Raw genomic sequence first — 26,901 nt, 5'->3', positions numbered from 1 at the left:
GACCCCAGTTCAACGCCATAATGGAGAGGATAGTACCATCTTAGCTAAGCGCAAAGAGCTTTATAAACAAGCGAGAGCAGCCAACCCACAGCGGTGGTCAAACGAATCTAGAAACTGGGATGAAGTTGGTGAAGTTAAGCTAAATCCTGAAAGGCAGAAAGAAGCTGCTTAAAAAATTAAAGGCGACAACTACCTTGAAAAACGCCGGAACAAAGCCGTTTGGGATCTTTCGATAGCTTATCAAAACCTTGATGATCCAAAAGTAGAGCAAGACATTGCTTTGATTCGACGTTCTATTGAACTGTTGAATAATCACTGTGGCGAACGTCAGAATGTGTCAGCGATGCAAAATGCGATTCAAACCATGGAGGCGGCAGGTACTTTACTGGCGACAGTGAATACGTTAGCCAATTGCTATGCTTCTACCGATGCACAAAATACTCAAGCCAAACAGTTAATTGGGCGTATTGCTCAGCTAAATTCCGAACTAGAACAAGCGTTCACCCCGTACGAAAATACTTTGGCGTTGGCAGACGTGTCGTTTATTGAACAAGTTCTTGACCATGAGGATCCGTCTGTCTCAGGGCAAGGCTTTCAAATTGAGCTATTGCAACGCAAAGCGGAGACTCAACTGAGCATTGAGGAAGAGCAACTGCTTTGTGCGGTGCAAGTGGATGGGCGTGATGCCTGGGGTAGGTTATACGACAATATAACGGGTTCTCTTTCCATTGAAATCAAAACGGACTCCGGCTCGGAGACCGTCGGTTTTTCCAAGGCGGCCAGCCTTTTGTATGGCGGTGAATTTGCAAAACAGCAAGCCGCGTGGGAGGGCATTCAATCTGCGATGAAGGCCAATGAAACGTCGTTTGCCGCCATTGTGAATGCGTTAGCAGGATGGCGACACAATGAAGGTAAGAAACGCTCTAAAGCGAAGCAAGAGCACTTCCTAGATCCTAGCTTGCGAGAGAATCGTATCCAGCGAGAAACACTGGATGCGATGATGTCCGCCGCTCATGAGCACAAAGCCGTAGGTCAAAAAGCGGGCAAGCTGATGGCTCGTGTACATGGACTTGAGGCGATGACACCATGGAATCATCTGGCTGCCATGCCCCCGTTAAACAGTGGAGAAGCGCAGGTCTATTCCTTTGAGGAAGGCATTGCTGTGATCAAAGCCGCGTTTGAACAGGTTGACGCATCCATGGCGGAGTTTGTTCAAACTATGGTGGATAATGGTTGGATTGACGCAGAGCCATCTAACAACCGTCGCTTAGGGGCATATTGTACTAAGCTGGCAGCAACGCGCACACCATTGGTGTTTATGACTTGGGGCGGAAGCCGTTCAGATTTGCTCACATTGGCTCATGAACTCGGACACGCCTTCCATAATTGGGTAATGCGTGACTTGCCGTTGTGTCGCACTCACTATCCGATGACTTTGGCTGAAACAGCCTCAATTTTTGCAGAGAATATCGTTCGGGACTACATGCTCGAGCAGGCCCAAACTGCACAAGAGAAGCTCGAAATGCTGTGGGAAGAATTATCTTCTGCCTATGCTCTGACGATCAACATTCCAGTGCGCTATGAGTTTGAAAAGGCTTTCTATGAGGCCAGAGAGAACAATGAATTAGATGCCAAACAGTTGTGTGATCTAATGTCGAAGACCTGGCGTGATTGGTATGGTGACTCTATGTCAGGCACTGACCCATACTTCTGGGCGAGTAAGCTGCACTTCAGTATTTCTGAGCTGAGTTTTTATAACTATCCGTATTTATTCGGTTATCTGTTTAGTCAAGGTGTCTACGCTCAGCGCGCGACCAAAGGAGACGCATTCTTTCCGGACTATGTTGCTCTGCTAAGAGATACAGGTTCGTATTTGGCGGAAGAGGTGGTCTTGAAACACATGGGCAAAGATCTGACACAATCCTCGTTTTGGAATGAGGGAATGGCTAAGTTGGCAGTCAAAGTAGATGAATTTGAAACGCTACTCGATGGCCTGAAATCATAAATCGAACGAGCAACGCATGGAGTGACGCAATGGTTATGTTACTGCATGCGTAGTGCTCTTCGTCGATTTTTCGGTAAAATAAGGGTTTTGCCTTAAAGTTACGAGACTTACTTCGATAAACGCGATCATATCCGTATAAATTTATTGAATGTTTCATTACCATACCGCTGTTAGATAGGGAGCAGCGCATGACGAAATCGCTTTTTCGCCAGTCATTTCTGAAAGATACATTGGAAACCGAAACTGAGTTCACTGCAAAATCGCTGAGCACTCCAGATGGAGTGAAAATGGAACTGAGTTATCGTGGGGTGTTAGAAGTTACCCCAAAACATCTAGATAAAGACAGTAAACACATCATCATTTCATGTGGAATCCATGGTGACGAAACGGCACCCATGGAACTGGTCAGTAAAATGGTGGAAGACATTGAGTCTGGCTTTTTGAAGCTGAATGCTCGTTGCTTATTTATCATTGCCCACCCAGAAGCGACGAACCGCTTTACTCGTTTTATTGATGAGAACTTAAACCGACTGTTTGGCAACAAGCCACATTCTGTGAATAGGGAAGTAGCGATTGCAAAACACCTACGCGCATTGGTCGATAAGTTTTATCAAGGCACTGACGAATACTGCCGCTGGCATTTGGACTTACATTGCGCGATTCGTGAATCCAAACACTATTCTTTTGTTGTGAGTCCTCGTTCAAGGCATGCAGTAAGAAGTAAAGCGCTGTTTGACTATGTAGCCAGTGCGCATATGGATGCGGTACTGCTATCGAATGCGCCATCGAGTACCTTTAGCTGGTTCTCTGCGGAGAATTACGGTGCACAAGCGTTAACGATGGAGCTTGGTCGCGTCGCCCGAATTGGTGAAAACGACTTAGAAAAACTGTTGGCATTTGATCTGGCAACTCGTGACTTACTTTCACAAGAAACACCAGAGCACTTAGCCAAACAGCCGATTATCTATCGTGTTTCTCGCACTGTTATCCGTCATCATGACGATTTTGACTTCTTGTTTGACGATGATGTTGAGAACTTTACCGAGTTTAAACATGGTGAAGTCTTCGGTCATGATGGTGATAAACCGTTAATGGCAAAGAACGATCATGAGGCTATTGTTTTCCCGAATCGAAAAGTAGTTGTAGGACAACGAGCCGCCTTAATGGTGGTAAAAGTGGCAACCCGCTATGAGGATGACCAACTGGTCTACGATTGATCGAAAAACAGTGGCGTTCTGCATCGCCGCTGTTATGCTTCTCAAATGGAATTCAATCAGTTACTGAATCAAAACCAAAGACGCTGGCGCTATTTAATTATTGCGATGACCGGCGTCTTAGTTGTTTCTGCGCTACTTCACCTCTCGGTTGGAGAGCTTCTTATCAACCCTTTTTCACCCCAGACCTCGCTTGAGTCACGTCTTCTTTATGATTTGCGTTTACCAAGATTGCTTGCCGCAGCAGCAATCGGTGCCGCGTTGGCACTCTCTGGAGCCTCACTGCAGGTCTTGTTAGGTAATGTCCTTGCCGAACCTGGCGTTCTTGGAATTTCAGGCGGTGCCAGTTTAGGGATGGTGATCATTTTGTTCGCGTTTCCTGCAGCAGCAACGCCACTCGGCTTTATGCTTGCTGGGGTAGTGGGGGCGCTTGGTTTCACCATCATTTTGGTGAGTATGGCAAAAACCATGAGACTGACAACAACGCGGCTGTTGTTAGTGGGTGTTGCGCTTGGGATTCTATCGAGTGCCGTCGTAACGTGGGCGTTCTATTTCAGTGACGATTTAAGCATTCGTCAGTTAATGTACTGGCTGATGGGAAGCGTTGGTGGAGTGAGTTGGTACCAGCACGTGCTTACGATACTCATGATGCCAATCAGTGTATGGCTATGCCTACAAGGTAGGGTTCTTGATAAGTTGATGGTAGGGGAAGTGCACGCCAAACAATTAGGCGTGGACGTCAACCGAGTACGCTGGCAACTTATCCTTTGTGTATCGCTTTTGGTCGGAGGTTCAGTTGCTTTAGGGGGGGTGATTAGCTTTGTTGGCTTGGTTGTTCCGCATCTTCTGCGTTTAGCTTTTGGTACTGAAAACCGCTATTTGTTGCCATTGTCTGCGGTAACTGGGGCAACCTTGTTGGTGATCTCTGACATACTTGCAAGGGTGGTGTTAGATTCTGCTGAGCTACCCGTTGGAGTGATGACGACGACAATAGGCGCGCCAATCTTTATTTGGATGTTGGTGAAGAGTCATGATTCAAGTTCATAATTTAGCGATTGGTACTCGATTACTACCATTGACGATCACTATCCCCAAAGGGCAACTCACACACGTCATCGGTCCTAACGGGAGCGGTAAAAGCACATTGCTTGCTGCATTAGCTGGGGTGATTGATTATCAAGGTGATATTGTTATTGAAGGGACATCGCTGTCGACATTGTCTCTTCCTGATATTGCCTTAACTCGCGCCTATCTCAGTCAATCCGCTCGCCCGGCGTTCAATATGCCTGTTTATCAGTTTCTTTCGTTATCCATTCCTGCCAGCTGTAAAGATGATAGTGTAGAGGTAAATAGCGCCATTTTATCCATTGTTGAACTGTTGAATCTGGATACGATGTTGAGTCGTACAGTCCATCATTTATCTGGTGGGGAGTGGCAGCGAGTGCGGTTAGCGGCATGTTGCATACAAGTATGGAAACCCATCAACCCACTAGCACAGTACTTGATTTTGGATGAGCCAGCGGCGCCACTGGATATTGGCCAGGAAAAGTACCTTCATCGACTTATCGAGCTTGTCACCAGTCAGGGTACAACCGTTATTGTGGCAAATCACGACCTAAACGTGACGTTAACTAGGGCTGACAATGTCGTGTTACTAAACAATGGTGTACTTGAAGCAGTGGGGAGTAGTCAAGATGTCTTGACGGTTGAGAACATCAACTCGGTTTACAAGACGACGGTTCAAAAACTTGATCATAACGGGCGAGCCTATCTTATTTTTGAAGATTGATGGTGTGGTGAATGCGATGTGACGGTGAATAGCGTCATCGCTCTGTGCGCTTTCTCATTATATACATAGACGCTCAATCATCCCTTTTTGTTTTGATAGAAGGGAACAGTAAAGCATAACTGAATGATTCGACGGAAAATAAAAATGGCTATCGCAGTGATAGCCATTGTCAAAGCAATTTTGCAGGATTTATACCAACGGAGTTAGGTCTGCTGGACGGTAGTAAACCGATTTAAGTACTTTGCCCTTACGGATAGTCTTCGCTTCAGAAACAAAATCTTCCGCGCATTTTGCGATGATGTATTCACCTTTTTGAACGGCCATTAGAGTAATGCCCTGTTTGGCGTAGTGAGCTTCAGTTTCTGCATACTCTTGCTCAGTGCGGCACACTTTGCTCATATTACTAGAATGGATTTCATCCCAGCATGTAATGAAGTCGATGTCGCGGTTAGCGGCAACATGCAGTAACAGTTCAATAAGGTAGCTAATAGCCACGTTGTCCGCAACTTTGCTATCGCCAAGGTGAACCAAGCGACCCATTAACACATAAACCGAATCGATGATCGCATCCGCTTGTTCCACTTTACTATCGGCTTCCGCCAATTCAGTCATTTCTTCGATAGCTAGCGAGCTATGCAAAGTATCCGCTGCATCATCAAGAGAGTGAGGGTCATTTACTGGCAAATCAAATGTGGTACGGAATTCAGTGATATCACGGTAAAGGTGATCGAAAATCTCTTGAGTAAGTTTGGTTAATTTCATCGATTTATGTCTTTTGGTATAGGTAGCACGATCCTACCAAACACCATAACTTTTCGCTAGCGATGTGAAATATGCGTAGAGTAGATATAAGTGTGATTGAATTACCACTATTGCTGATTTTTATGTACGCTTTGTTCACTAACTAACCATGACTGGATTGATTAAGGTCATGATTGTCATTAGAATTATTTTGAGGCCTAAAACAAGCGTAGATGATAACTATGTTAGGCAACATGGTCATCGATTGACACCTATTTCGACTAATCCACAGTTTCTATCTGGAGTGGGGTGGTCTACCGGTTTCAGAAAGTACACGTACTTTTTGGAAAACGTCGTTTCGGAATTAGGGTCCCGAGTCGTCGTACTTAAAGGCCACCGTTTAAGGTGGCCTTTTAACATTCGGCTATTTTATAGCGTCAGACAACCGCCTTCACAGAATGCTTCACTGCTTTCCAAAAATATCATCGTTTGGTTGGTAATTCCGCATAGAAGCTATTGAAGTTTCCCCATAAATCAAGCAACTGGTAGACATCTCTTCGTTGAAGAGGTCACCTTGAGATACATCGTAAGGCTTTAGCGCCTCCGAGCGTTTAGCGAACTGGCGTTCGAAGGCAAGTTTGAGCTGTTCAAGTAGCGACTGGCGCTCTTGTTTCAATCGGTTTTCTGACGCCATTAGCGCTTTCACCATCGCTTGTAGCTCGGCACTGAGGGATCCCCTCATAACTCCCCCAAAGCACAACCATGTTTGAATAGATTTTGAGCAAGCATAGTTGCAGCTGCGAGCAAGTCTTCCCTCGTTATTGCGTAACCAGAATGCCGCAGAACTTCCATGCCTAATCGCACTGTTGAGAGTACATTTCGATTTTTGACAGTGTTAGCTTGAAAGTGTTTATCCCAACCTTGTTTCTGAGCATGAACTCCAGCAAGCCATAATGTCAGCTGAAGCATTAGGGCGATTAGTAGCATGATATCAAAGCGCTCTGGACTGTTAGTTCGGCTATGGCGGAGGCCTAATCCGCACGCAGGGCTTTTCAAGTCTCGGAATGTTTCTTCAATCTGCATACGCTTCGAGTAGATCCTAACAAGTTGCTTGGGTGTTCGAGTAGATCCTAACAAGTTGCTTGGGTGTTCGAGTTCCAACGGGTAAGTTAGTCGCTAGAACCCACGGTTCTTTTGCCGAAACAGAATAAATTTTAGGTGACGAATGATGACAGTTAGTTCGTGTCGAACGCTGATTTTTGCGGCCTTTAGGGCGAGATTTATACGGTACAATTTGGCATGAGATTGGATTGCTTTTAGTCAACCGCTTATAGCCTAAAGTCTTTGAACGACTTGAGGCCATGCAGTGTAATCTACTGACAGAGAGCCAGTTTTCCGCACCGAGGTTAGCATGTTGCACTTTGCCTCTTACTCGACTTAACCAGTACCACCCTAGCTTCTCAATGGATTTGAACCATGGCACTTTGAATCCAGCATCAATAACAATGAGCGGTGTCGTGTCACTCGGTAGAATGCTTGCAAGGTCGTTTAAAAATTGGTCATGAGCCGCCTTTGAACATTGCTCTGAAAGCGGAAACGCTTTCTCGTAAAGAGTAACAGAACGCCCCTATAGTGCGATTGAAGCTCGCATGCCAACGGTATACAGCGAGTCGCTCTTTGTGCAAGTGACGATTACCTAACAATCGGTCGATTCGTTTGATGTTATGTTTTGTTCTAGCTTTCGTTGGTAGGTTACGACCAAGCTCGGTAAGAGTAAGCGTTTTACACTCAAGTAATGCGTGGCAAGCTAGCGTTAAACTGTTCAGTCTTTTTAAGTGTAATTCAGGGCAGAATTGGTAGAGAGAGTCGTGTAAAATATCGAGTTCGCACATCTTGTTGTCTGATTATTGATTTTTTGCAGAACCATATGATCATACGACAAGATGTGCATCCAGCTTAACTTTATGATTTTTATCCAAATCATTAGGGGATTCCTCAGGGTTTTGTGTCTTCTGCATATCTAATTTTATTAAAGTATTGAAAAATATTGAATAAGTATAATTTCTTAACGTGCGTTATCAATTTTTACACAGAGTGATTTTGTAAAATTGACAGTGTGAAAATTTCGTTGTGAAATTGTTTTTAAAAAGAAGCTATTCTAATGATCAAGCAATAACGAGACAAACCAACAAGGTGTTAAGGGTATTTGCTTAAGCTGTTATTAATTGCCTCTGAAGGAATAGACTATGAATATGCAGACATTCGATAAAACAGAACCCCATAACCCGCAAAATTTTATCGCTGAAGCCGTGTTTGCCGTGGAAATGGTCAACGCTGATAAGCCTACTCAAAAACAACAAATGACTAAGCAACTTCTTGATACCTTGTTCCCACTAGAGAATGGTTCTCACGAAGATGTGGTGAGTTATGAAATTGACTATCGCCACGTTCAAGCCTACTTCAAAAATGGTCAGCATAGCGGCCTTCGTCATGCCAAACAGTTTGTGGCTTATGCCGGAGACAAATGTTCACCAGATTCGATCCTGTTTCGTGATGAGAGTGGCACGCACGTAGAAGTGACACTGGCTCGCCGTCAAGGCAATGGACTACTCCAGTTGGTACAAATTGCAGACATCCAATTGGAAACGTGCACTCTGTTTGGTCAATCGGAAAGTCAACGTGCGACGGGGCTTCGTCACTGGGTGAGTCTAGTGAAAGGCGATAATAAATGCCGCCCAACAGCAAGCAACGAAGACAAGGAATACACAGCGAAAAGCGGGGAAGACTATTTACTAGGTTTTTGCTTTGCTTGTTAAACATGTTTTGGTTTTTGTAACAATATGGACAAACAAACCGCGCATTTATGCGCGGTTTGTTTATTCGAGTTTATTAATTCTTAACTCAAAAAAATTTCCAATCACGATACCCATAGGCGATTTTGTTCAGCGTCTGTATTCGGTTGCTCACACACTCTGTCCTTGATGGCTACGACAACAGAATTTTTAACTTCGAGTGCTCGCTCCCGTCACGCTTGACCTTTCTCATCTAACTTATCTGGATTACTTACGAATAACCAACAAGTTTTCTTAGGGTATTGAGTGTCATTTTCGTTACTCATCGAATTTTTTAGTTCACCCCAGAACTCTACCAGCTTTTTATTGAAACGCTTCACCATGTGAAAACGTCAATGACAAACCTTTGTGCATGAATGGTAGTAACAACTGGATCTAATGTAGCAGCTTTAATGGTGTTTAACGCCAATATCCCAGTGCGCCAGGAAACTCTTTGGATTATTGCTCCTCGTTATTCATCGCCATTGCGACAGCAATACTTTGCACCAAACATAGCGAGGTGGACTGAGAGCGGAAAGCATCCACTTTAGCCTCTTTGATGATAAAACTGATATCACTAAAGTTAGCGAGTGGACAGACTTGGCTGTCGGTAATCATAATCTGCTTTGCGCCTACTTTGGCTGCTAATTCGCATAATACAACGGTTTCATTGGCATAAGGACTGAAGCTTATGGCAATAACGGCATCGTTTGGGCCAATCATTCTCATTTGTTCTTCAAGCATACCTCCTAGGCCATCAACCAAAAATGCTCGCTTATTCAAATGGCGCAAAGTATAGGTGAAGTAAGACGCTACGCTAAAAGACCGACGCAAACCTATTACGTAGATGTTTTCGCACTTTTTTAAAATATCGATAGAGTTTATGAGATCGCGCTCTGAAATGTGGTTTGCCAATGAGTTCATAGCTTGTGAATTGGCATTGGCGAACTCTTGGACAATCCTTTTTGGGCTTTTAGGTGAATATGATTCACTGTGTAGTTGCCGGTGTATTTTTGCTCGGTCGGTGTAGCTTGAGGTTTCTTCGATGATTTTTTCGCGAAATAACTTTTTCATCTCATTGAAGCCACTAAAACCAAATGCGCTAGCAAATCGAATTAAAGTCGAGGGAGGTACTTCTGCTTTTTGCCCTATGGTTGCTACAGTCTCTAAGGCGATGTCATTCGGGTTATCAAGCACATACGCTGCCACTTGTTGAAGACGCTTACTCAACCCTGAAAATTCTAATCGTATTTGTTGCTGTAGTTCAATTAATGTAGCAGCAGGTTTCATTGAGCTCTCCAAAAGCTAAAGGATATACGCCTAAAATACCTTAATTGCTGCCTATTTGAAATATTCATTTCATCTTTACTGCGGTGAGTATGATAAATGTGCTCTATAAAAAACGTGAAAGACAAATCTAAGACGAGGTCCACACAGCGCGGAATTGAGTCTCATCTGACAAAAGTTAGATTATGTTGCAAACAAAAAAACTATCCATAAAATCTATGGATAGTCTGAAATAACTGCCGAGATGGCTGCTGCCAGCTCACTTTGGAGAAATGCTGCAAACTAGCAGTGCAATTCTGGTCATTCAATAAACATATCTTTTTCGATGTTCGGAACTGTGATATCGATGATTATCCACATCAAAAATTAACCCAAACACTTCCTAACTCTGATGATTTGACACATGCATCCACAAGTTTGACGCCGTCGACGCCCGCATCGATGTCAGGGTACCAAATAGTATTCAGTGTTTTAGCATCTTTATTTTGATGAGCGTGAATGACTAGTGCGTAGCGGTGATAGAGGTTAGCCCAGGATTCAAAGAACCCCTCAGCATGACCAGGGCCGATTCGATTTGCCGAGACACCGAAATTGTCATTGCAAAGGTATCCCATACCACGTTCGAGGATTTGTACTGGTTCTCCCTGCAACTCATATCGCAGTTGGTTTGGATATTCATCCCACCACTCTATGCTACCCTTTTCACCAATAACCCTGATAATTTGTTTGTGCATCGAACCTGCATTGACAGCACTTGCCCAAAGTGTACCAACTGCACCACCTACAAATCTAAATAGGACATTTGCATTGTCCTCTAATGGAAAGCGGCTCTCGACAAAGCTTTGGCGAGTGCACAATAGAGATTCCACTTTGACACCAGCGATAAATGAACCTACGTAGAAGGGGTGGGTCCCGCAATCAGCAATAATGAAACTTGGACCGGAAATGGCCGGATTCATACGCCAAGATGCACCGGGACTCTGAGATTCAATCGGTGCACTATGAAAACCATGAGCAAACTGCATGTTGACAATTCTAACCTTTCCTATGTCTCCTCTAGCCACCATCTCTCTTGCCTGATGGACCATTGGAAAACCTGAATAACCGTACATTACAGCAAAAAAACGATTTTGTTTGATGGCTAGCGCCTTGAGCAAAAGCGCATCGGCTGTGTTAATCGTGAGTGGTTTTTCGCAAATAACATGCAGGCCAGCTTCCAGTGCCGCCTTTGCTATTTTGAAGTGTGTGCCGTTAGGAGTGGCAATCGAGACAGCTTGTATACCATCCTGACGTATTGTTTCTTGTTTGAACATTTCTTCGTAGTCTGCGTAACATCTTTCAGGACTCAGACCAACTTTTGTTCCAAACTCCTTGCAGCGAGCAGGGTCAACATCCAATGCTCCAGCGACAAAATTAAACAAGCCGTCTCGGGTAGCAGCGTCTCGATGCGCAAAGCCTATTTCACTTCCTTTTCCGCCACCAACCATGCCCCAACGAATGGGAGTGTATGATGCATGTTCTTGATTAAACATATAAATCTCCGAGGAATTATTCAAATTAGCCTAGATTTTTACTTTTAACAGTCGAGTAAATAGACTCAGACTCCTTTGCGTTGATTTTTTCTTCCGAGCTCCCAATCGGCTATCACTTTCGCTCTAGTCTCATCGCTTGTAACTTCGGGCAATCCTACCTCCCACCAGGCGTTCGTAGAACTCCATTGAGTGGGTTCGATATCAATGACAATCACATAGGTTTTGTCGGACTCTTTCGCGCGTGAAAACGCGTTTTCAAAGTCATCCAAGTTTGTGAGTTTTTCTGAGTTAGCACCCAGACTTTCGGCATGCTGCGTGAAATCGACACGTGGCACATGTGTTTTAAGCTGCGTTGAGCAATCTTTAAGAAGGTTATTGAAACTACTATTACCAGTATTATTTTGCAGCTTGTTGATAACGGCAAAGCCACCGTTATCACAGACTAAAACTATTATTTTATGCCCGGTAAGGACGGAACTGTATATATCGGAGTTCAGCATCAGGTAAGAGCCGTCGCCTACGAGCACGATTGGGTCATGGTCGGGATTCGCAATTTTTACGCCCCAACCAGCAGCGACCTCGTAGCCCATGCAGGAAAAACCAAACTCAATGTCGATTTCAGCTCGATGCCTAGCTAACCAATTCATGTTAAGTTCAGCTGGTAATCCGCCTGCTGCCGTGATGATTCGATCGCCGTCTTCCGCTAAACGATTCACTTCGCCAATAACGTGTGCATAGGATGGGCATGACGTGGAGGTCTTGGCTACACGTTTAGCCACGACGTCAAACCAACTAGCTCGTTCTGCCTGAGCATATTTTACCCACTCCTCCGAAACCTTCGAAGGTCCTATAACGCTTGACAGTTGGCTTACCGCATCCCTGGCGTCTGCAATGATGGCTAGCGAGTTGCTTTTAATGGCATCGTGACGGCAGGTGTTAATGGAAATAAGCCTTAAATCTGGGTTTTGAAAAACGGTCCACGATCCAGTGGTAAAATCTTGAAGACGGGTGCCAATCGCAATGACGACATCAGCTTCTTTTGCTAGGTTGTTGGCGCTGTCAGAGCCCGTTGTTCCTATTGGACCGCAATTGTTAGGGTGAGACGCTAACAGGGCACTGCGGCCTGCAATGGTTTCTACCATTGGAATACCAGTCGCATCAGAGAAAGACTCAACAATTTCTTCGGCATCGCTATATATGACACCACCTCCCACTATGATCATCGGTTTTTCCGATTGGCGAATTACGGTTGCAGCATCCATGATGTCGACATGTTCTGGCTGTGGTCTCCGTATGCGGTGTAACCTAGGCTTAAAGAAGTCGACTGGGTAGTCCCATGCCTCGCCTTGAACGTCTTGGGGCAGCGCAATTAATGCTGGACCACAATCGCCTGGATCGAGCAAAGATGCGATAGCGTTGGGTAGCGATGATACTAACTGGCTAGGCTTGGTTATTCTGTCCCAGAAGCGAGTGACTGATTTGAACGAGTCATTCGCAGTTATTGTTGGGTCGTTGAAGTGCTCTGTTTGCTGAAGTACTGGGTCGGGTAACCGAGATTGAAAGGTATCACCCGCTAGCAGCAAAAGTGGCAAACGGTTTGTGTGCGCTACACCTGCAGCGGTGACCATATTTGTGGCGCCTGGTCCTACCGAAGAGGTCGCAATCCCGATACGCTTTCGTTTGTTAGCTTTTGCGTATGCGATGGCGGCATGTGCCATTGACTGCTCATTTTGCCCCCTCCATGTTTGTATTTTGTCTTGGTTTTCGAATAGCTCTTGACCAAGACATGTCACATTACCATGCCCAAATATGGCGAAAGCACATCCGAATAGGTTAACTTTTTCCCCCTCAACCTCAATCAGTTGGGCAGATAAAAACTTAACCAAGGCTTGGGCAGTGGTGAGACGAACAGTTTTCATCAAAATGGCTCCTTTTCCTCATCAAAGATTTTGTTTTGATTACTTGAATCTCAAAACTACAGACTTTTAGACACGTTCCGATAGCGCAAGTAGTGTGTACATCCGCTTGCTGCGAGGAATATGTTATTAACAAGTTTGTTAGATTTAATGTTATGAGAATGTTTTCAATAACACATCCACTAATGATGATTAGATCATTAAGTAATTCTATTATTGTGACCCATGTCTCGAAAATTACAAAATTTAGTTATATTATTGTTAGAACGATGAAAACATTATCAATACATTTTGTGATTTTTGTGTTGGTGTTGCGTGATGTGTATACCGATATTGCTAACAGGAAATTATCTTCCTAAAGGAGACGTTTATAACACGTTCTCGTTCCGTTCCACTGGCTTGCAGCGCTGTTTATGAACTTATTAATGAGAGGTAAACATTTACATGAGAATACGTCTTTCAAACGCCCCGTGCTCTTGGGGCATAGAGTTCGCGGATAATGTCAATAATCAACCGTGGCAAAACGTGCTGGCTGAAATGTCCTCTGCGGGTTATCAGGCAACTGAACTAGGGCCGTTGGGTTATCTGCCTACTGAGCAAAACGAGCTTTCAGCGGCGCTTTCTTCGAACGACCTTAAATTGGTTGCGGGTACTTTGTTTGATTACCTTCACCGACCGGAAGAAAAACAGGCGATTTTGGAGAAGGCAAGGTGGACCTGCCAGATTCTCCAACAACAAAACGCGCGGTACCTGGTCATAATAGACCATGTTTGCTCCCCAAGGACCGATGAAGCAGGACAGGTTGAAACCGCATCAAGGCTTGATGCAGATCGTTGGGAACATATGATGCAGACACTCAGGGAAGTAGGAGAAATCTGCAACGAACACGGCATCGTGGCAACCTATCACCCACATGCCGGCACTTTTGTAGAATACGAAGATGAAGTTGACAAGCTGATGCAAGATGTGCCGGAAGACTTGCTCTCACTGTGCGTTGATACAGGCCATTGCAAATACGCTGGTATTGATCCCGCAGCGCTGATGCGTCGTTATGCAGAGCGAGTGAAATATATCCACTTTAAAGATCTTGATCCTATCGTTCATCGCTCGTCGCTGGACAACAACAGGGATTTCTATCAATCCGTTTCAGACAACATTTTTTGTCCGCTAGGAAAAGGGTGTGTGGACTTTGACGATGTGAAGTGTGCGCTAGAAGCGATCGACTATGACGGATGGATTACCGTGGAGCAAGATACTGACTTGATGGACGTAGCACATGTGCAAGCGGATGCAACAAAGAGTCGAGAATTTATTGAACAGACTTTTTTCCAAAACTCACCCAAAAATTAGCAAGGAACTTAGGAACAAATAAGGAAACTCTTATGGCAGAGAAGAAGATAGCAAACACAGCACCAAACGCTCCATTGGATGAACGAGTTAGGGACGAATCCCTGATTAAGCAGTTGTTATCAAGACCCGAGTTGGGCTCTGTATCGGGTGCAGTGTTGGTCTTTATATTTTTTGCATTAGTTGCTTGGGACTCAGGGATGTTCAATGCAGATGGTATTCTAAACTGGACAACCGTTTCTGCCCAACTAGGCATTATCGCGATAGGGGCGTGTTTGCTCATGATTGCGGGTGAGTTTGATCTCTCTATCGGTTCGATGATCGGATTCGCTGGGATGATGATCGCGATACCTTCGGTTTATTGGGGTTGGCCTATATGGAGTGCGGTAATTTTTGCCTTCGCAGGGGCGATGTTTATTGGATTTATTAACGGTTACATTGTAGTTAAAACTGGACTCCCATCTTTTATTGTGTCTTTGGCATTTCTATTCATACTGCGCGGACTGACCATTGCATTATCAATTATGCTGACAAACAAAACCATACTGTCAGGCGTCAGCGATTTAGCTGAGGGCGATTGGTTAGCCGCGGCGTTTGGCGGTGTCGTTGGTACGGGCTTGTTTACTTGGTTAGGTGAAGTAGGAGTGATTTCAACTTACAGTGATGGCACGCCTGTCGTGGCAGGTATCCCTATGGTTGTCGTATGGTGGTTTTTGTTGACGTTTATTTGTTCTTTCCTTCTTCTGCGTACGAAATTTGGTAACTGGATATTTGCATCAGGCGGCGATACAAATGCGGCAAAAAACGTTGGTGTGCCTACGGATCGCGTAAAGATACTATTGTTTATGTTCAGTGCCTTCTGCGCCACAGTTTTTGCGGCATGTCAGGTATTAGAGTTTGGTTCTGCTGCTGCGGACCGCGGTTTACTTAAGGAGTTTGAAGCGATCATTGCTGCTGTTATAGGTGGAGCCTTGTTGACAGGAGGATATGGCTCGGTCATTGGAGCGTTCTTTGGAGCACTGATCTTCGGCGTAGTGCAAATGGGCATTTTCTTTACTGGAGTCGACTCAGATTGGTTCAGAGTATTCTTAGGCGTCATGTTGTTAATTGCAGTTCTATTCAACAACTACATTCGTAAAAAAGTGACAGGTTCACGATAGACTTCATCCGCTCGATAACTGGAGAGATAACAATGGATAATTATATTTTGGAGCTAAAAAATGTAAGTCGCTTTTTCGGCTCCGTCATTGCTCTTAAAGACATCAACATGAAAGTGAAAATGGGTGAAGTTCATTGCTTGTTAGGGGATAACGGTGCAGGAAAATCAACGCTTATAAAAACACTTGCCGGAGTTCACAAACCATCAGAGGGTGAATTTTTACTCAATAACAAACCGATTGAATTTCAGTCTCCGCGAGACGCTCTTGATTCAGGTATTGCCACGGTCTATCAAGACCTTGCGTTAGTGCCTTTGATGAGTGCGACACGCAACTTCTTCATGGGACGTGAGTTATGTAAGAAAGTCGGACCATTTAGTGTATTCGATACGAAGCGTGCGAACGAAATAACCAAGGCAGGTATGGCCGATATGGGCATCGACGTTAGAAATTGTGAACATCCGATAGGGACGATGTCGGGTGGAGAACGACAATGCCTTGCTATCGCCCGTGCTATCCATTTCGGTGCGAAAGTGTTGATCCTTGATGAACCAACAGCGGCGCTTGGCGTCAAGCAGTCTGCGAATGTGTTGAAAATAGTTGCGCGAGCCCGTGGTAAAGGGCTAGCTGTGATATTAATTACTCATAATGTTCATCATGCATATCCAATCGGTGACCGATTTACGCTATTAAATCGAGGCAAAAGTCTTGGTACTTGGAAGAAAGATGATATTTCTCGAGAACAACTACTGGAAATGATGTCTGGAGGTCAAGAACTGGAAACCCTAGAAGCTGAATTAGCAGAATTTGCGAGAGCAGATGCTGATAATTGAAGCGCTAGTTCAACCCACTAACGGGAATATATGGAGAATATAGATGAAAACAGTATTACGTAAAGTCGTATCTAATACATCTAAGTTAGTAGGTGCAATCGCAATTGCTTTGTCAGTTAACGTTGCACCCGTGTCAGCAGAACAGGAGAGAATCGTACTGGTCAGCCACGCACCTGACTCAGACTCTTGGTGGAATACGATTAAAAATGCCATCAAACTATCTGGTGATCAGCTTGATGTCGTTGTGGAGTATCGTAATCCGCCTTCTGGTGATTTAGCTGATATGGCCAGAATTTTAGAGCAAACGATCGCATCAAACCCTGATGGTATTATCACGACTTTGGCGGATTATGATGTACTCAAAGGTGCACTCGCCAAAGCGCAGAAAAAGGGTATTCCGGTAGTTACCATTAATTCGGGAACCCATGAGCAGAGTGAAGCGGTTGGTGCGATGTTGCACGTTGGTCAGCCAGAATATGATGCCGGCTTCGGTGCTGGTAAAAAAGCGAAAGCAGATGGTGTCGAGAGTTTTGTGTGTGTGAACCATTATATTACTAACCCTTCTTCAGTTGAGCGTTGTCAAGGTTTTGCTGATGCGTTAGGCATTGAGCTTGGTAATCAGATGATTGATGTAGGGCAGGATCCTACTGGTATCGAAAAGAAAGTGTCCGCATACCTAAGAGCTAACCCTGACACTGATGCGATCCTGACTCTTGGACCAACATCTGCTCATCCTACTCTACGAGCATTGGAGAAGAACCGTCAGTTGGGCAAAATCTATTTTGGGACATTCGACCTTAGTAATGAAATTGCGCAAGGAATCAAAGATGGCAACATACAGTGGGGTATCGACCAGCAACCGTTTTTACAAGGCTATTTACCAGTAGTAGCTTTGACGTTGTACAATCGTTATGGCGTTATTCCATCCAATCACATTAACTCTGGCCCAGGCTTTGTAACTAAAGACAACGTTGAATTGGTAGAGCAGCTAGCGGGTGAATACCGTTAATTGAAGCTCAATATCTTCGCATCTACATTCACTGTTAGGTAAACATGTTGTTATCAGTGAATGTAGTGTGCGGACAAACAAGAGCAGTCATTCAGGTTTATCTTCCATTCTAACAAGTAATATAGCTTGTTAATCAACCTCCTTATACGTTTGCTTTGATAACGCGTATTTCACAGAGATATGATCAAGGCGAGATATCTAATTAAAATTTAAGGCTGTAGGATAGGGTACTTCGTGAGTTCAAGATCAGGAAAAAAACGTAAAGTAACGATTGTTGACGTTGCAAAGTCTGCAAATGTCTCTGTTTCTGCAGTATCTCGAGCGTTTAACCCTAATGCGAGTATTTCTGACGACATGCGTACACGTGTGTTCGAAGCTGCTGGACGCTTGAACTATAAACCCAATCGACTGGCTAGGGCAATCAAATCTAGCTCTAACCTAATCGCTATATTGATAACGGACTTCAATAACCCGTTTTATATCGAAGTACTCGAGGCCTTTACCTCTGAGATTCAAAAATACAACTTTCATTGTTTGCTGGTAAACGTTAATGAGAGCTTGGACATGAGTGCCGCATTTGATCTTGTCATGGAATATCGCGTTGATGGATTGATTGTCACTTCTGCTTCTCTCTCCGATGAATTGCTAGAGAGTTGCGTCGTTAACGACGTTCCGGTGGTGATATTTGGGCGGGAAAAAAACAAAAACACAGTACCTATGCGGTGCGACAACGTTACGTGTGACAATTTTATGGCTGGAGCTATGGCTGCAGACTTGATTCTTGAGTCTGGATATAGCACCCCGGCTTTTGTCAGCGGTCCAAGAGATGCTTTAGTTTCTTTGGAGCGTCAGAGAGGTTTTGTGCATCGACTTGTTTCAAAGAATTGCGTAAATTGGCAAATCATTGAAGGCGGTGATTTTAGTTATCAAGCTGGGTATGAATCTATGATAAAACTCTTTCAGGGGAGCGAACGACCGGATTCAGTTTTTTTTGCTGATGACATTATGGCCTGCGGTGGCATAGATGCTATCAAGTATGTTATCAAGTTGGATATTCCGAACGATGTGGGTATTGTTGGCGTCGACGATATTCAGTTGTCACGCAGCCCCGCCTATAACTTGACTACTATACAGCAGCCCTACGTAGACATGGTTAAAAGAACCATTGAATTGTTGTTTAGGCGTATTGAGGACATCTCATTACTACCTCAATCGTCCACTCTACCTTGTGTCCCAATCAAAAGAGGCTCTCTCAGATAGCTATGCCGCCCAAAAATGCTGCGGTTAGCACTATCTAAGGCATCAATAATCTAGAGTCAGCGCACTGATGCTATGTCGTTAAGAGCGCTTTTTGGCCATCAAAACCAATAACTGTTGGTGAAACTCTTCCTTGTCCCAATTTTCTTCCAAGGCTTGTGCTAACAATTGATAACCAGTTGGAGGGGAAATACTGTTTACGGGTGGATCAAGATCCAGATTCGTAGGAAATGGGTAACCATCAGTAATCGCAGTCAAAATAGCCAGCCTTTGTGCGGGGGTGAAAAAGGGCCTTTTCCAAAAACTTTGCAGTGTTGGGTAAGCGGCTAGACATATCTCTTTGTGATTTATAAATTCCATCGGCTTTGCATAGACTGATGATATTTGGAGTAAGTTTGCACATCTATTAATGTTGGATGACAAGTTTGATCCAGCTGCATGATAGAGCGCAGGATTGAAAAAGAGTGCGTCACCACGTTCCAAGGGTATTTGAACGGCGTGCTCAGTAAAATAGTCTTTACAGGCTTGCTGGTGGAAACCGATATAGCCTTCAGCAACTTGATGGGAGAAGGGTAGTAACTTTGTAGGTCCTGATTCTAAAGGCATATCAGAATGAGCCACCGCACCTTGTAGAGTTAGAAAAGGTGTCAAGTTATGGGTGTGAGTAGGAAAGTCAAGTAGAGCAGTCGAATCTTGAAAGCCCATGTGGTAATCCCTATGAGGCGTTTGTGATTGCCCTCCGGGTAATACAATGTTGACTTGCGCGGTAACTTGGTAGTGTGGGCCGAGCCATGCTTGACTTACCCACATTAATACAGGGTTTGAGAAATAGTGGACGAAAAGTTCGGGTTCTAACATTGCACACTTTTGAAAACTATTCCAAACACGTGCATTTGCCTGTTGGGTGTTTGAACCGAAATGGTCACCTTGATTGTTGTCGGACTCTTGTTCGATGATCTGCCAGAAAATATTTGTCATATCGCTTAATAACTTGGTGTCTGACCAAGCATTTTTTATTAGAAATACTCCGGGACCTGACTGTAGTACTTTCGCTATCTCTGTCTGAAGAATCGTAATATCACTCTGTTCATAGAATGTTTTGGATTCATAAATCACAACGTTTTTGTGAACACCTGATGAGAGCGGATAACTGCTTGAATCAACACTCTTGGAGCAAGTCGTCCGCAAATTATCTGGTGTGCTGTGTAATTCATTTTGGTTAAAAAACATTGCCTGCCTTCTGAATATTAAGGTTGAAATAATTTTTTCATTATAGCATGGTTTGAAATATGTGTTCTATACTTGTCTGTGGGAGGTGAAAAGTATGACAGGAAAATTGTTGAGAAAGCGTACCAATAATGAGGGATCTCTGATTCAAAATATCACACCAGAAACCGCTGGGTGGTCTCACGTTAGCTTTCAGGTGTATCGAATACAAGAGGGTGACAGATTAGAGTTGGTAGATGCTCATAACGAGCAATGCTTGGTTTTGATATCCGGAAAAGTCAGTGCGGAGATCAATGATATTACACCGGTTGAAATAGGTAAGCGAATGTCTCCATTCGAGAAAATTCCACCTTGCTCAATCTACGTCACCAACGGTGATAACGTTGGTATAACTGCCTTGACAGACGCTGAAGTTGCTGTGTGTAAAGCGCCCGGAAAAGGTAGCTACCCGAGTCGTTTGATTGGCCCCAAGGATGTTGGGGTTGAGTTCAGAGGACAAGGTAATAATCAACGTCTTGTTCACAACATCCTGCCTGATTGTGCTGACGCAGACAGTCTTTTGGTCGTAGAAGTCTTCACCAATGAGGGGTGCACAAGCTCTTACCCGAGTCATAAACATGATACTGCCGTAGTTGGAAAAGAGACACAGCTTGAAGAGACCTACTACCATAGGTTAAACCCGACTCAAGGATTCTGTTTTCAAAGAGTTTACACTGATTCTCGCGACTTAGATGAGAGTATGGCGGTGTATGATGGAGACGTTGTGCTTGTGCCACGTGGTTATCATCCTGTCGCCACCATTGCAGGCTATGACAGTTACTATTTGAATGTTATGGCGGGACCACACAGAAAATGGTTGTTCTCATGGGAAGAAGACCATGCTTGGATAAATACAGAAAAATACGTTCACAAGTTAACGGACAAATAGCCGGACTAATACTCACAGGGCAAATTAAGGCAACTTAATAACGTGGACAAAAAACATAACTGAAATCATACGAAGGGACTATTATGATAAACATCGCGCTGTTTGGATCGGGACGTATTGGGAGAATCCACGCTAGCAACATCAATGCACATCCACTTTGCCGCTTAGTACATGTCGTTGATCCTCACAAACCCTCCGCACAAGAGCTTGCCGATAGCTTTGATGCGTCAGTCGTTGAAACCGAATATGCGCTCAAAAGTGAGGAGATTGACGCCGTTTTTATTTGTTCACCAACGGACACTCATGCGACTCTGATCGAGCTAGCAGCTCGTCATCAAAAAGCCATCTTTTGTGAAAAGCCGATAGATTTGTCGTCTCAGAAAGTACGGGAGTGTTTAGCTGTCGTTAAGCAAGAGAATGCACTGTTTATGATCGGCTTTAATCGACGCTTTGATCCAAATTTTGCTAAGTTAAAACAAGCTGTTTCTGAAAACAAAATTGGTAATCCAGAGTCTTTGGTGATCATATCGAGAGACCCGCAAGCACCACCTAGTGAATATATAAGAGCATCTGGTGGAATGTTCAAAGACATGACTATTCATGATTTTGATATGGCTCGGTTTTTATTCGACCAAGATGTTCTCGCCGTCAGCGCCTCTGGTAGATGTTTAGTCGATAAAAGAATAGAACAGGAGGGTGACATTGACACAGCAATGGTTACTCTCGAATTCGCGTGTGGCGGTTTGGCTACAATCATAAACAGCCGACGTTCTGGCTATGGTTATGACCAGCGTATCGAATTTCATGGCTCAAAAGGACTCATCAAAGCAGAGAATGTCAAATCTTCATTGCTCCAAGTCTGGAGTGCAGAGGGATGTATGGCAGAAAAGCCTCTAGATTTTTTCCTTGAGAGATATAAAGAAGCGTATCAAATGGAACTGCAATATTTTGTGGACGTATTTAATGGCGGTGTTCCAAATACATGTGATGGAGACGCTGGCTTGAAAGCAATGCTTCTAGCCGAAGCAAGTTTATTGTCTTTCAAAACTGGTCAAAGAATTGAACTGTCAAAGTCATGAAAACATTAGACGTAGTTTCAGATAGGTATATGGATGCGATTGTATTGGGGCGTGCAGGGGTTGATTTATATTCAGCCGAGTCTGGCACCTCTATGGACAAAGTAGCAGGGTTCAGAAAATTCGTGGGAGGTTCTGCTGCGAATATCGCCATTGCGATGAGTAAACTTGGCAAAAACGTCGGAATGATCAGCTGTGTTTCGGATGACCCATTTGGGAAATATGTCCTCGCATATCTCGGTTCCAATGGTATTGACCTAAGAGGGATATCTTTAGATGACACAGGTTCAAGAACCTCGGTGGCGTTTACGGAAATGAAACCGGGGGATTGCTCTGTGTTGATCTATCGAAATGATGCCTCTGATTTGACAATCAAGCCCGAAGATATTGACGTTGACTATATCGCCAACTCAAAAGTATTGGTGGTTACCGGAACGGCCCTGTCGAAGAGTCCAAGCAGAGAAGCTGCACTGCTCGCGATGCAGTATGCACGACAACATAATACGTTGGTGGTACTTGACCTCGATTATCGCCCATACTCTTGGCGTCATAAGGCAGATGCCGCGCTATATTACCAACTTGCCGTTGGGTTATCAGACATCATCATCGGAAATCGTGAGGAATTCAACGTTATGGAGTCGTTAATGCGCTCAGATAACAAAGACGATGATGTAACAGCTAAACTTGTGCTTCAGCACCAACATGTTCAAATTGTCGTCGTCAAAGCAGGTGAGTTGGGTTGCAAGGTATATTGTAGAGACGGAACTCGATTTGAGCAGGGGATTTTCCGAGTGAAAGTGAATAAACCATTTGGAGCCGGAGATGCTTTTGCCGGTGCGTTATTGTCGCATCTTATAGCTGGTGGAGCTCTTGAGGAGGGAGTGCGACTTGGCTCTGGCGCAGCGGCAATTAACGTTGCCAGTGATAATTGTACAGAAGCGATGCCGACATTGGATGAGCTAACGTCTTTTATAAGTTGCAATGAACAAAGTTAAAGGAGCAAACCATGGGCAAGCATATCCCACCATATGACAATAATAACGAGCCTATTATCAACATCAATGATGATACTACGCCGCTTTGTTATTTTAACCAAGTTATGCTCAGCAAAGGAGAAGAGTTCACATACACATTGCAGGGTTACGAATCCTTAGTCGTCCTTGCTAGTGGAACGTGCCATATTACCGTCAGCCTCAATAATAACATCCATCAGTTTGAGCATATTGGTTCTAGACCATCTGTGTGGGACGGCGAACCAGAGTCCGTTTATGTTCCCGTTGGCTACGAAGCCAAAATTCATTGTATTAGCGACCGAGCAGACGTGTTAATCGCTGGCGGACAATACGAAGAAACCTTAGAGCCCTTTTGCGTCAGATCAGACAGTGTAGATATGATTCAGTACGGTTCTGACGAAACCAAAACGCACCGTAAAATAAAGCATATATTGGGGCAAACTAATACAGAAAAACGAGGACGTCTGTTGGTCAGTGAGCTGTTTACTGTCGGAGCTGGTGGGTGGTCGGGCTTTCCTCCTCACAAGCATGATGAAGACCGCACTTATCAAGATGGTAGTCGCGAGACTTTGTATCAAGAGGTATACCAATTCAGATTCAATCCTGATATTGGCTTTGGCGCGCAATTTTTGTATGAGCATGAAGATGATTGTGGTCCTGTTTATCATGTCAAAACAGGTTCCGTCATTGCTATTGATAAGGGATACCACCCTAGCGTTGCAGCGCCAGGTTATGAGATGTATTACTTTACGATTATTGTGGGTAAGTCTAGTAAGTCATTGATCCAACATTTCGACCCGCATCACAAGTATCAAGTGGACACTATTCCGGGTATTAAAGACATGATAGCTAAGTTTAAGTGAGGTTGAGTCATGCTTTGGAATTTAAATGATATGCTTCCTATGGCCTCAAAGTCTTCCTATGCGGTGCCGTGTTTCAATGTTTTTGGTTACGAAGATGCTAGAGCGGTAGTAGAGGCTGCAGAGCAAATGAGTCGTGCCGTGATTCTGGCTTGTAACAAAGATGTTATTGAGTTTTATGGTGTTGAGACTGCAGCCTCAATAATGTTACCGTTAGCAAGAAAAAGCTCTGTTCCGGTGTGCTTGCATCTTGACCATTGTTATGAAGAAAAGATTGTGTTCAATGCTCTAAATGCTGGCTTTAGCTCAGTGATGTTTGATGGCTCTCAATTATCATTGGATGAGAATATTGCTCGAAGCAAGCATGTGGTGGAAGTTGCGAAACTTTTTGGAGCATCAGTTGAAGGAGAAATAGGCTCTGTCCCTTACCAGGAAGGTAGAGACCACATCAAGTCTATCTATACACAACCTGAGGAAGCTGCTCGCTACGTCGAAGATAGTGGGGTGGACTGTGTTGCCGTGTCCATTGGTAATGTCCATCGCCTAACAAGTGTTAGCAGTGAGATCGACCACGAACGTCTTGATAGAATTGCTGAACTTGTGAAAGTTCCGCTCGTCATCCATGGAACCAGTGGCATCAAAGCGTCGGACATTTTGAAATTGAAACAAACCTCGGTAGCAAAATTTAATATAGGGACCTGTCTACGGCAAGCGTTTGGGTTTGGCTTGAGAGAAGCTATGAACAATGAGTTGAGTAAATTCGACCGTATTTACTTCATGAAAAAAGTGATGCCTTTGGTCACTAAGGAAGCGATTCGACAATTTCAACTACTTTCTAAGCCAACATAGTAACTTCAGCAATATCATCAGAGGATCAATCATGCGATTTGCACTACATGGAATGTGCTCACTTTATAGTAATGTAATGTCCGATATTCGATTGGCGAGAGATACCGGTTATGAAGGACTAGAGATACATACCGATAAACTTTGGCGTTACATAAATGCAGGTATGAAGGCTAAAACGCTCAAACAACAATTAGATAAATTTGATATCACACCATCAGCGATTGATATCATTGGCTCCGTAGAGGTACCTGGCCGCGATGACAAAGCAAAGTTATTCAAAAGGACAGAAGCACTATGCGATTTTGCACAACAAATTGGCGCTTCCACTATCCAGTTGAACGCTTTTGAGGCCCTTAATGGCTTATCGGTTGAAAGTAATATTGAGCTGACTGCAAAAAATATCCGTTCGATCGCGGATATTGGGAGGCAGTATGGTATTCGGTTTCAGTTTGAGGGTGCTGCTTGGACTCCGATAGCGGCTCTGGATGATTTTTATCGCTTGCGTGATGCCGTGTCTCGTGACAATTTTGGCTTGGTTATAGACACCTGGCATTTTTGGGCTGGTAGGGGAGCAACCCCTGAGCAGATAACTAAAATAGATAAAACACAGATTTACAACGTTCACGTGTCTGATGGCATAAGACCGTCCAACAATGCCCCCTGGCCAGATGAAAAAAGTCTGCGAGGCTATTTTCTAGGTCAAGGCAAGATACCACTCAAAGAGTGGGTAGACGCTATCGTTGCGACTGGTTACGATGGTTTTTTTTCAGCCGAATTCTTGAATGACCAAATGTGGGAGCATGATCATACTGAGACGGCAGAAAAAATGCTTTATGGAATGAAGTCATTATTCTGAAGTCGCCATTGCGATGATAATGCTTTGAAGCAAACATTGGGTTATCAACACTGAGCGAAAGCCATGTTGTTTTGCTTCTTGAACATAGAAGCCCACATCAGTCATCTGCTCGAAGGGGCTAATTATACTATCTGTAACTGTAATTATCTTTGCGCCTGCTTCGAATGCTTTCTCGCAAATATTGATACTTTCATTAGCGTAGGGACTAAAACTGATGACTACTAACACATCATCACTGCGGATAATGTTAGCTTGTTCCAGTAGCATTCCACCAGTGTTATCAAGCAAAACAACGCGCTTACTCAAGCGATGTAGGGCGTAAGAAAGGTAACTGGCAGCGCCGTAAGTGCGACGGGCGCCAATAATATAAATAGTTTCGCTGCTATCAAGTAGCTTTACCGAATATGCCAAATTATTCTCAGGAACTTGTTCAGAAAACTTCTTTAATGACTCCAAGTTGGCTTCTGTAAACTCCGTGAGAGTATCCTTGGGTGTTTTTAAGCCTTGTGGTTGGCTACTAAGTTGATAGTTTAATTTAGCCCGTAAGTTGTAGTTTGTGGTTACTTCGATAATGTGATCTCGATATAGTTGTTTCATTTCATTGAAACTATTGAAACCAAATGCCCTAGCGAAACGAATCAAAGCAGAGGGTGGAACGTTCACTTTGTCAGCGATCGTTGATGGGCTCTCGAATGCAATGTCTTGGGGATGCTCAATTGCAAACTTTGCTATGTCTTTCAGTCGTCGACTCAAACATGTGTAGCTTTTCTTAATCTCGCACTGTAGGTCGATTAAATTACTCGATATCACAATTATCCTCCAATGATAGTTTTGTCAATATAGTAACATCAATAATCCGCTCTTGTCTCGCACGGCTAGAGCATTTTAATTCCAGCGTATAGAAGAAGCGAGCGGTACTCATCATCAAGAGCCGCTATCTTCCTCTTTCTTACCATGCTGATGTTCTTACTTGTATCTTGTTTAAAAAGACTTAGTGCGATTTTCCTCAGGACATTGAAAGCTAAAGCTCCTGTGCCTCTGCGGATAGGTGACTCATCTTCTCTAAACGTTACATCTAACATCCAATGCATACTTTCTACCTGCCAGTGGCTTCTTACTGGTAAGCGTTCACCGAGGTATCTTGACTTACCACGCCTGAAGAAGCATGTGCAGT

General features: G+C 44.0%; 22 protein-coding genes and 4 pseudogenes. 16 read left to right on the top strand and 10 right to left on the bottom strand.

Translation table 11 applies throughout. The features are described from left to right. The first annotated feature begins 175 nt into the window (after positions 1 to 175). The 4 genes from VTH8203_RS15965 to btuD all read left to right on the top strand — a co-directional run bounded on the left by VTH8203_RS15965 (position 176) and on the right by btuD (position 5,008). A complete protein-coding gene (locus VTH8203_RS15965) occupies positions 176 to 2,005 on the top strand; it encodes a M3 family oligoendopeptidase (protein WP_096994562.1) in 1,830 nt (609 codons plus the stop codon). Positions 2,006 to 2,193: 188 nt separating this feature from the next. Further along, entirely contained in the window at positions 2,194 to 3,222 is a 1,029-nt protein-coding gene (locus VTH8203_RS15960) for a succinylglutamate desuccinylase (protein WP_096994561.1), read from the top strand. Positions 3,223 to 3,267: 45 nt separating this feature from the next. Next, entirely contained in the window at positions 3,268 to 4,266 is a 999-nt protein-coding gene (gene btuC / locus VTH8203_RS15955) for a vitamin B12 ABC transporter permease BtuC (RefSeq protein ID WP_096994560.1), read from the top strand. Next, complete coding sequence (gene btuD, locus VTH8203_RS15950) at positions 4,250 to 5,008, top strand: vitamin B12 ABC transporter ATP-binding protein BtuD (RefSeq protein ID WP_096994559.1); 759 nt, start codon at positions 4,250 to 4,252, stop codon at positions 5,006 to 5,008. Before btuC ends, btuD begins: the two co-directional genes overlap by 17 nt. Before the next feature lie 189 nt (positions 5,009 to 5,197). Here btuD and VTH8203_RS15945 read toward each other — a convergent pair whose 3' ends face one another. The 4 genes and pseudogenes from VTH8203_RS15945 to VTH8203_RS25545 all read right to left on the bottom strand — a co-directional run. Continuing rightward, positions 5,198 to 5,770, bottom strand: coding sequence for a nucleoside triphosphate pyrophosphohydrolase family protein (locus VTH8203_RS15945; RefSeq protein ID WP_096994558.1), 573 nt, complete (start codon positions 5,768 to 5,770; stop codon positions 5,198 to 5,200). 535 nt (positions 5,771 to 6,305) lie between these two features. After that, a pseudogene (locus tag VTH8203_RS15940) lies at positions 6,306 to 6,491 on the bottom strand (IS66 family transposase); the annotation flags it as partial. Next, positions 6,488 to 7,385: pseudogene (locus VTH8203_RS15935) on the bottom strand (IS4 family transposase); the annotation flags it as partial. The pseudogenes VTH8203_RS15940 and VTH8203_RS15935, both read right to left, overlap by 4 nt. Before the next feature lie 4 nt (positions 7,386 to 7,389). Further along, positions 7,390 to 7,641, bottom strand: a pseudogene (locus VTH8203_RS25545) (IS4 family transposase); the annotation flags it as partial. 354 nt (positions 7,642 to 7,995) lie between these two features. On the opposite strand from VTH8203_RS25545, the gene VTH8203_RS15925 reads away from it, so the two are divergent. Continuing rightward, entirely contained in the window at positions 7,996 to 8,565 is a 570-nt protein-coding gene (locus VTH8203_RS15925) for an aldolase/citrate lyase/malate synthase family protein (RefSeq protein WP_096994557.1), read from the top strand. A 474-nt stretch (positions 8,566 to 9,039) separates the two neighbouring features. Here the strand turns inward: VTH8203_RS15925 and VTH8203_RS15920 are convergent, their stop codons facing one another. The 3 genes from VTH8203_RS15920 to iolD all read right to left on the bottom strand — a co-directional run bounded on the left by VTH8203_RS15920 (position 9,040) and on the right by iolD (position 13,318). Next, positions 9,040 to 9,870, bottom strand: a complete 831-nt coding sequence (locus tag VTH8203_RS15920; RefSeq protein WP_096994556.1) for a MurR/RpiR family transcriptional regulator — start codon at positions 9,868 to 9,870, stop codon at positions 9,040 to 9,042. 356 nt (positions 9,871 to 10,226) lie between these two features. Then, positions 10,227 to 11,399 carry a Gfo/Idh/MocA family protein gene (locus VTH8203_RS15915; RefSeq protein WP_096994555.1) on the bottom strand — a complete coding sequence of 391 codons (1,173 nt, stop codon included), beginning with the start codon at positions 11,397 to 11,399 and terminating at the stop codon, positions 10,227 to 10,229. Between the two features lie 65 nt (positions 11,400 to 11,464). Next, entirely contained in the window at positions 11,465 to 13,318 is a 1,854-nt protein-coding gene (gene iolD, locus VTH8203_RS15910) for a 3D-(3,5/4)-trihydroxycyclohexane-1,2-dione acylhydrolase (decyclizing) (protein ID WP_096994554.1), read from the bottom strand. Between the two features lie 441 nt (positions 13,319 to 13,759). Between iolD and VTH8203_RS15905 the strand changes: the two genes are divergently transcribed. The 5 genes from VTH8203_RS15905 (at position 13,760) to VTH8203_RS15885 (ending at position 18,921) form a co-directional block, all read left to right on the top strand. Continuing rightward, complete coding sequence (locus VTH8203_RS15905; protein ID WP_096994553.1) at positions 13,760 to 14,665, top strand: TIM barrel protein; 906 nt, start codon at positions 13,760 to 13,762, stop codon at positions 14,663 to 14,665. A gap of 32 nt (positions 14,666 to 14,697) precedes the next feature. Next, positions 14,698 to 15,822: an ABC transporter permease gene (locus VTH8203_RS15900; protein ID WP_096994552.1), complete on the top strand. Its 1,125-nt coding sequence runs from the start codon at positions 14,698 to 14,700 to the stop codon at positions 15,820 to 15,822. A gap of 32 nt (positions 15,823 to 15,854) precedes the next feature. Beyond that, entirely contained in the window at positions 15,855 to 16,652 is a 798-nt protein-coding gene (locus tag VTH8203_RS15895; protein WP_096994551.1) for an ATP-binding cassette domain-containing protein, read from the top strand. A 43-nt stretch (positions 16,653 to 16,695) separates the two neighbouring features. Continuing rightward, complete coding sequence (locus VTH8203_RS15890; RefSeq protein WP_096994550.1) at positions 16,696 to 17,661, top strand: sugar ABC transporter substrate-binding protein; 966 nt, start codon at positions 16,696 to 16,698, stop codon at positions 17,659 to 17,661. A gap of 234 nt (positions 17,662 to 17,895) precedes the next feature. Further along, on the top strand, positions 17,896 to 18,921 hold the full coding sequence (locus VTH8203_RS15885) for a LacI family DNA-binding transcriptional regulator (RefSeq protein WP_244181235.1): 1,026 nt from the start codon (positions 17,896 to 17,898) through the stop codon (positions 18,919 to 18,921). Between the two features lie 78 nt (positions 18,922 to 18,999). Here the strand turns inward: VTH8203_RS15885 and VTH8203_RS15880 are convergent, their stop codons facing one another. Beyond that, a complete protein-coding gene (locus VTH8203_RS15880; protein WP_096994548.1) occupies positions 19,000 to 20,148 on the bottom strand; it encodes a phytanoyl-CoA dioxygenase family protein in 1,149 nt (382 codons plus the stop codon). 94 nt (positions 20,149 to 20,242) lie between these two features. On the opposite strand from VTH8203_RS15880, the gene iolB reads away from it, so the two are divergent. The 6 genes from iolB (at position 20,243) to VTH8203_RS15850 (ending at position 25,727) form a co-directional block, all read left to right on the top strand. Then, on the top strand, positions 20,243 to 21,073 hold the full coding sequence (gene iolB / locus VTH8203_RS15875; protein WP_096994547.1) for a 5-deoxy-glucuronate isomerase: 831 nt from the start codon (positions 20,243 to 20,245) through the stop codon (positions 21,071 to 21,073). An 83-nt stretch (positions 21,074 to 21,156) separates the two neighbouring features. Next, positions 21,157 to 22,152: an inositol 2-dehydrogenase gene (gene iolG / locus VTH8203_RS15870; protein WP_096994546.1), complete on the top strand. Its 996-nt coding sequence runs from the start codon at positions 21,157 to 21,159 to the stop codon at positions 22,150 to 22,152. After that, complete coding sequence (gene iolC / locus VTH8203_RS15865; protein WP_096994545.1) at positions 22,149 to 23,144, top strand: 5-dehydro-2-deoxygluconokinase; 996 nt, start codon at positions 22,149 to 22,151, stop codon at positions 23,142 to 23,144. The genes iolG and iolC overlap by 4 nt, the downstream gene beginning before the upstream one ends. A gap of 11 nt (positions 23,145 to 23,155) precedes the next feature. Further along, the gene (locus VTH8203_RS15860; RefSeq protein WP_096994544.1) at positions 23,156 to 24,025 is read left to right on the top strand and encodes a 5-deoxy-glucuronate isomerase; all 870 of its coding nucleotides are present in this window, start codon (positions 23,156 to 23,158) and stop codon (positions 24,023 to 24,025) included. Positions 24,026 to 24,034: 9 nt separating this feature from the next. Next, on the top strand, positions 24,035 to 24,871 hold the full coding sequence (locus VTH8203_RS15855; RefSeq protein WP_096994543.1) for a class II fructose-bisphosphate aldolase: 837 nt from the start codon (positions 24,035 to 24,037) through the stop codon (positions 24,869 to 24,871). A 31-nt stretch (positions 24,872 to 24,902) separates the two neighbouring features. Continuing rightward, positions 24,903 to 25,727: a sugar phosphate isomerase/epimerase family protein gene (locus tag VTH8203_RS15850; RefSeq protein ID WP_096994542.1), complete on the top strand. Its 825-nt coding sequence runs from the start codon at positions 24,903 to 24,905 to the stop codon at positions 25,725 to 25,727. On the opposite strand, the gene VTH8203_RS15845 is transcribed toward VTH8203_RS15850, so the two are convergent. Together VTH8203_RS15845 and VTH8203_RS25735 are read right to left on the bottom strand one after the other, a co-directional pair. Then, positions 25,719 to 26,480 carry a MurR/RpiR family transcriptional regulator gene (locus VTH8203_RS15845; RefSeq protein ID WP_158296162.1) on the bottom strand — a complete coding sequence of 254 codons (762 nt, stop codon included), beginning with the start codon at positions 26,478 to 26,480 and terminating at the stop codon, positions 25,719 to 25,721. The genes VTH8203_RS15850 and VTH8203_RS15845 overlap by 9 nt on opposite strands. Positions 26,481 to 26,602: 122 nt before the next feature. Continuing rightward, positions 26,603 to 26,845, bottom strand: a pseudogene (locus VTH8203_RS25735) (transposase); the annotation flags it as partial. Positions 26,846 to 26,901 lie beyond the last annotated feature (56 nt).

It is taken from the genome of Vibrio thalassae, from assembly GCF_900089835.1.
Classification (GTDB): Bacteria; Pseudomonadota; Gammaproteobacteria; order Enterobacterales; family Vibrionaceae; genus Vibrio; species Vibrio thalassae.
The sequence above is the reverse complement of the archived record's forward strand: the minus strand, read 5'-3'. Positions and strand labels throughout refer to the sequence as shown.

Excerpts from the sequence above, each read along its gene's own strand:
- btuC (WP_096994560.1), top strand. The coding sequence starts at position 3,268 with ATGGAATTCAATCAGTTACTGAATCAAAACCAAAGACGCTGGCGCTAT.
- VTH8203_RS15860 (WP_096994544.1), top strand. The coding sequence starts at position 23,156 with ATGGGCAAGCATATCCCACCATATGACAATAATAACGAGCCTATTATC.
- VTH8203_RS15880 (WP_096994548.1), bottom strand. The coding sequence starts at position 20,148 with ATGTTTTTTAACCAAAATGAATTACACAGCACACCAGATAATTTGCGG.
- VTH8203_RS15925 (WP_096994557.1), top strand. The coding sequence starts at position 7,996 with ATGAATATGCAGACATTCGATAAAACAGAACCCCATAACCCGCAAAAT.
- VTH8203_RS15855 (WP_096994543.1), top strand. The coding sequence starts at position 24,035 with ATGCTTTGGAATTTAAATGATATGCTTCCTATGGCCTCAAAGTCTTCC.
- VTH8203_RS15945 (WP_096994558.1), bottom strand. The coding sequence starts at position 5,770 with ATGAAATTAACCAAACTTACTCAAGAGATTTTCGATCACCTTTACCGT.
- VTH8203_RS15905 (WP_096994553.1), top strand. The coding sequence starts at position 13,760 with ATGAGAATACGTCTTTCAAACGCCCCGTGCTCTTGGGGCATAGAGTTC.
- iolG (WP_096994546.1), top strand. The coding sequence starts at position 21,157 with ATGATAAACATCGCGCTGTTTGGATCGGGACGTATTGGGAGAATCCAC.
- VTH8203_RS15895 (WP_096994551.1), top strand. The coding sequence starts at position 15,855 with ATGGATAATTATATTTTGGAGCTAAAAAATGTAAGTCGCTTTTTCGGC.
- iolC (WP_096994545.1), top strand. The coding sequence starts at position 22,149 with ATGAAAACATTAGACGTAGTTTCAGATAGGTATATGGATGCGATTGTA.
- btuD (WP_096994559.1), top strand. The coding sequence starts at position 4,250 with ATGATTCAAGTTCATAATTTAGCGATTGGTACTCGATTACTACCATTG.
- VTH8203_RS15890 (WP_096994550.1), top strand. The coding sequence starts at position 16,696 with ATGAAAACAGTATTACGTAAAGTCGTATCTAATACATCTAAGTTAGTA.
- VTH8203_RS15850 (WP_096994542.1), top strand. The coding sequence starts at position 24,903 with ATGCGATTTGCACTACATGGAATGTGCTCACTTTATAGTAATGTAATG.
- VTH8203_RS15915 (WP_096994555.1), bottom strand. The coding sequence starts at position 11,399 with ATGTTTAATCAAGAACATGCATCATACACTCCCATTCGTTGGGGCATG.
- VTH8203_RS15920 (WP_096994556.1), bottom strand. The coding sequence starts at position 9,870 with ATGAAACCTGCTGCTACATTAATTGAACTACAGCAACAAATACGATTA.
- iolB (WP_096994547.1), top strand. The coding sequence starts at position 20,243 with ATGACAGGAAAATTGTTGAGAAAGCGTACCAATAATGAGGGATCTCTG.
- VTH8203_RS15900 (WP_096994552.1), top strand. The coding sequence starts at position 14,698 with ATGGCAGAGAAGAAGATAGCAAACACAGCACCAAACGCTCCATTGGAT.
- iolD (WP_096994554.1), bottom strand. The coding sequence starts at position 13,318 with ATGAAAACTGTTCGTCTCACCACTGCCCAAGCCTTGGTTAAGTTTTTA.
- VTH8203_RS15960 (WP_096994561.1), top strand. The coding sequence starts at position 2,194 with ATGACGAAATCGCTTTTTCGCCAGTCATTTCTGAAAGATACATTGGAA.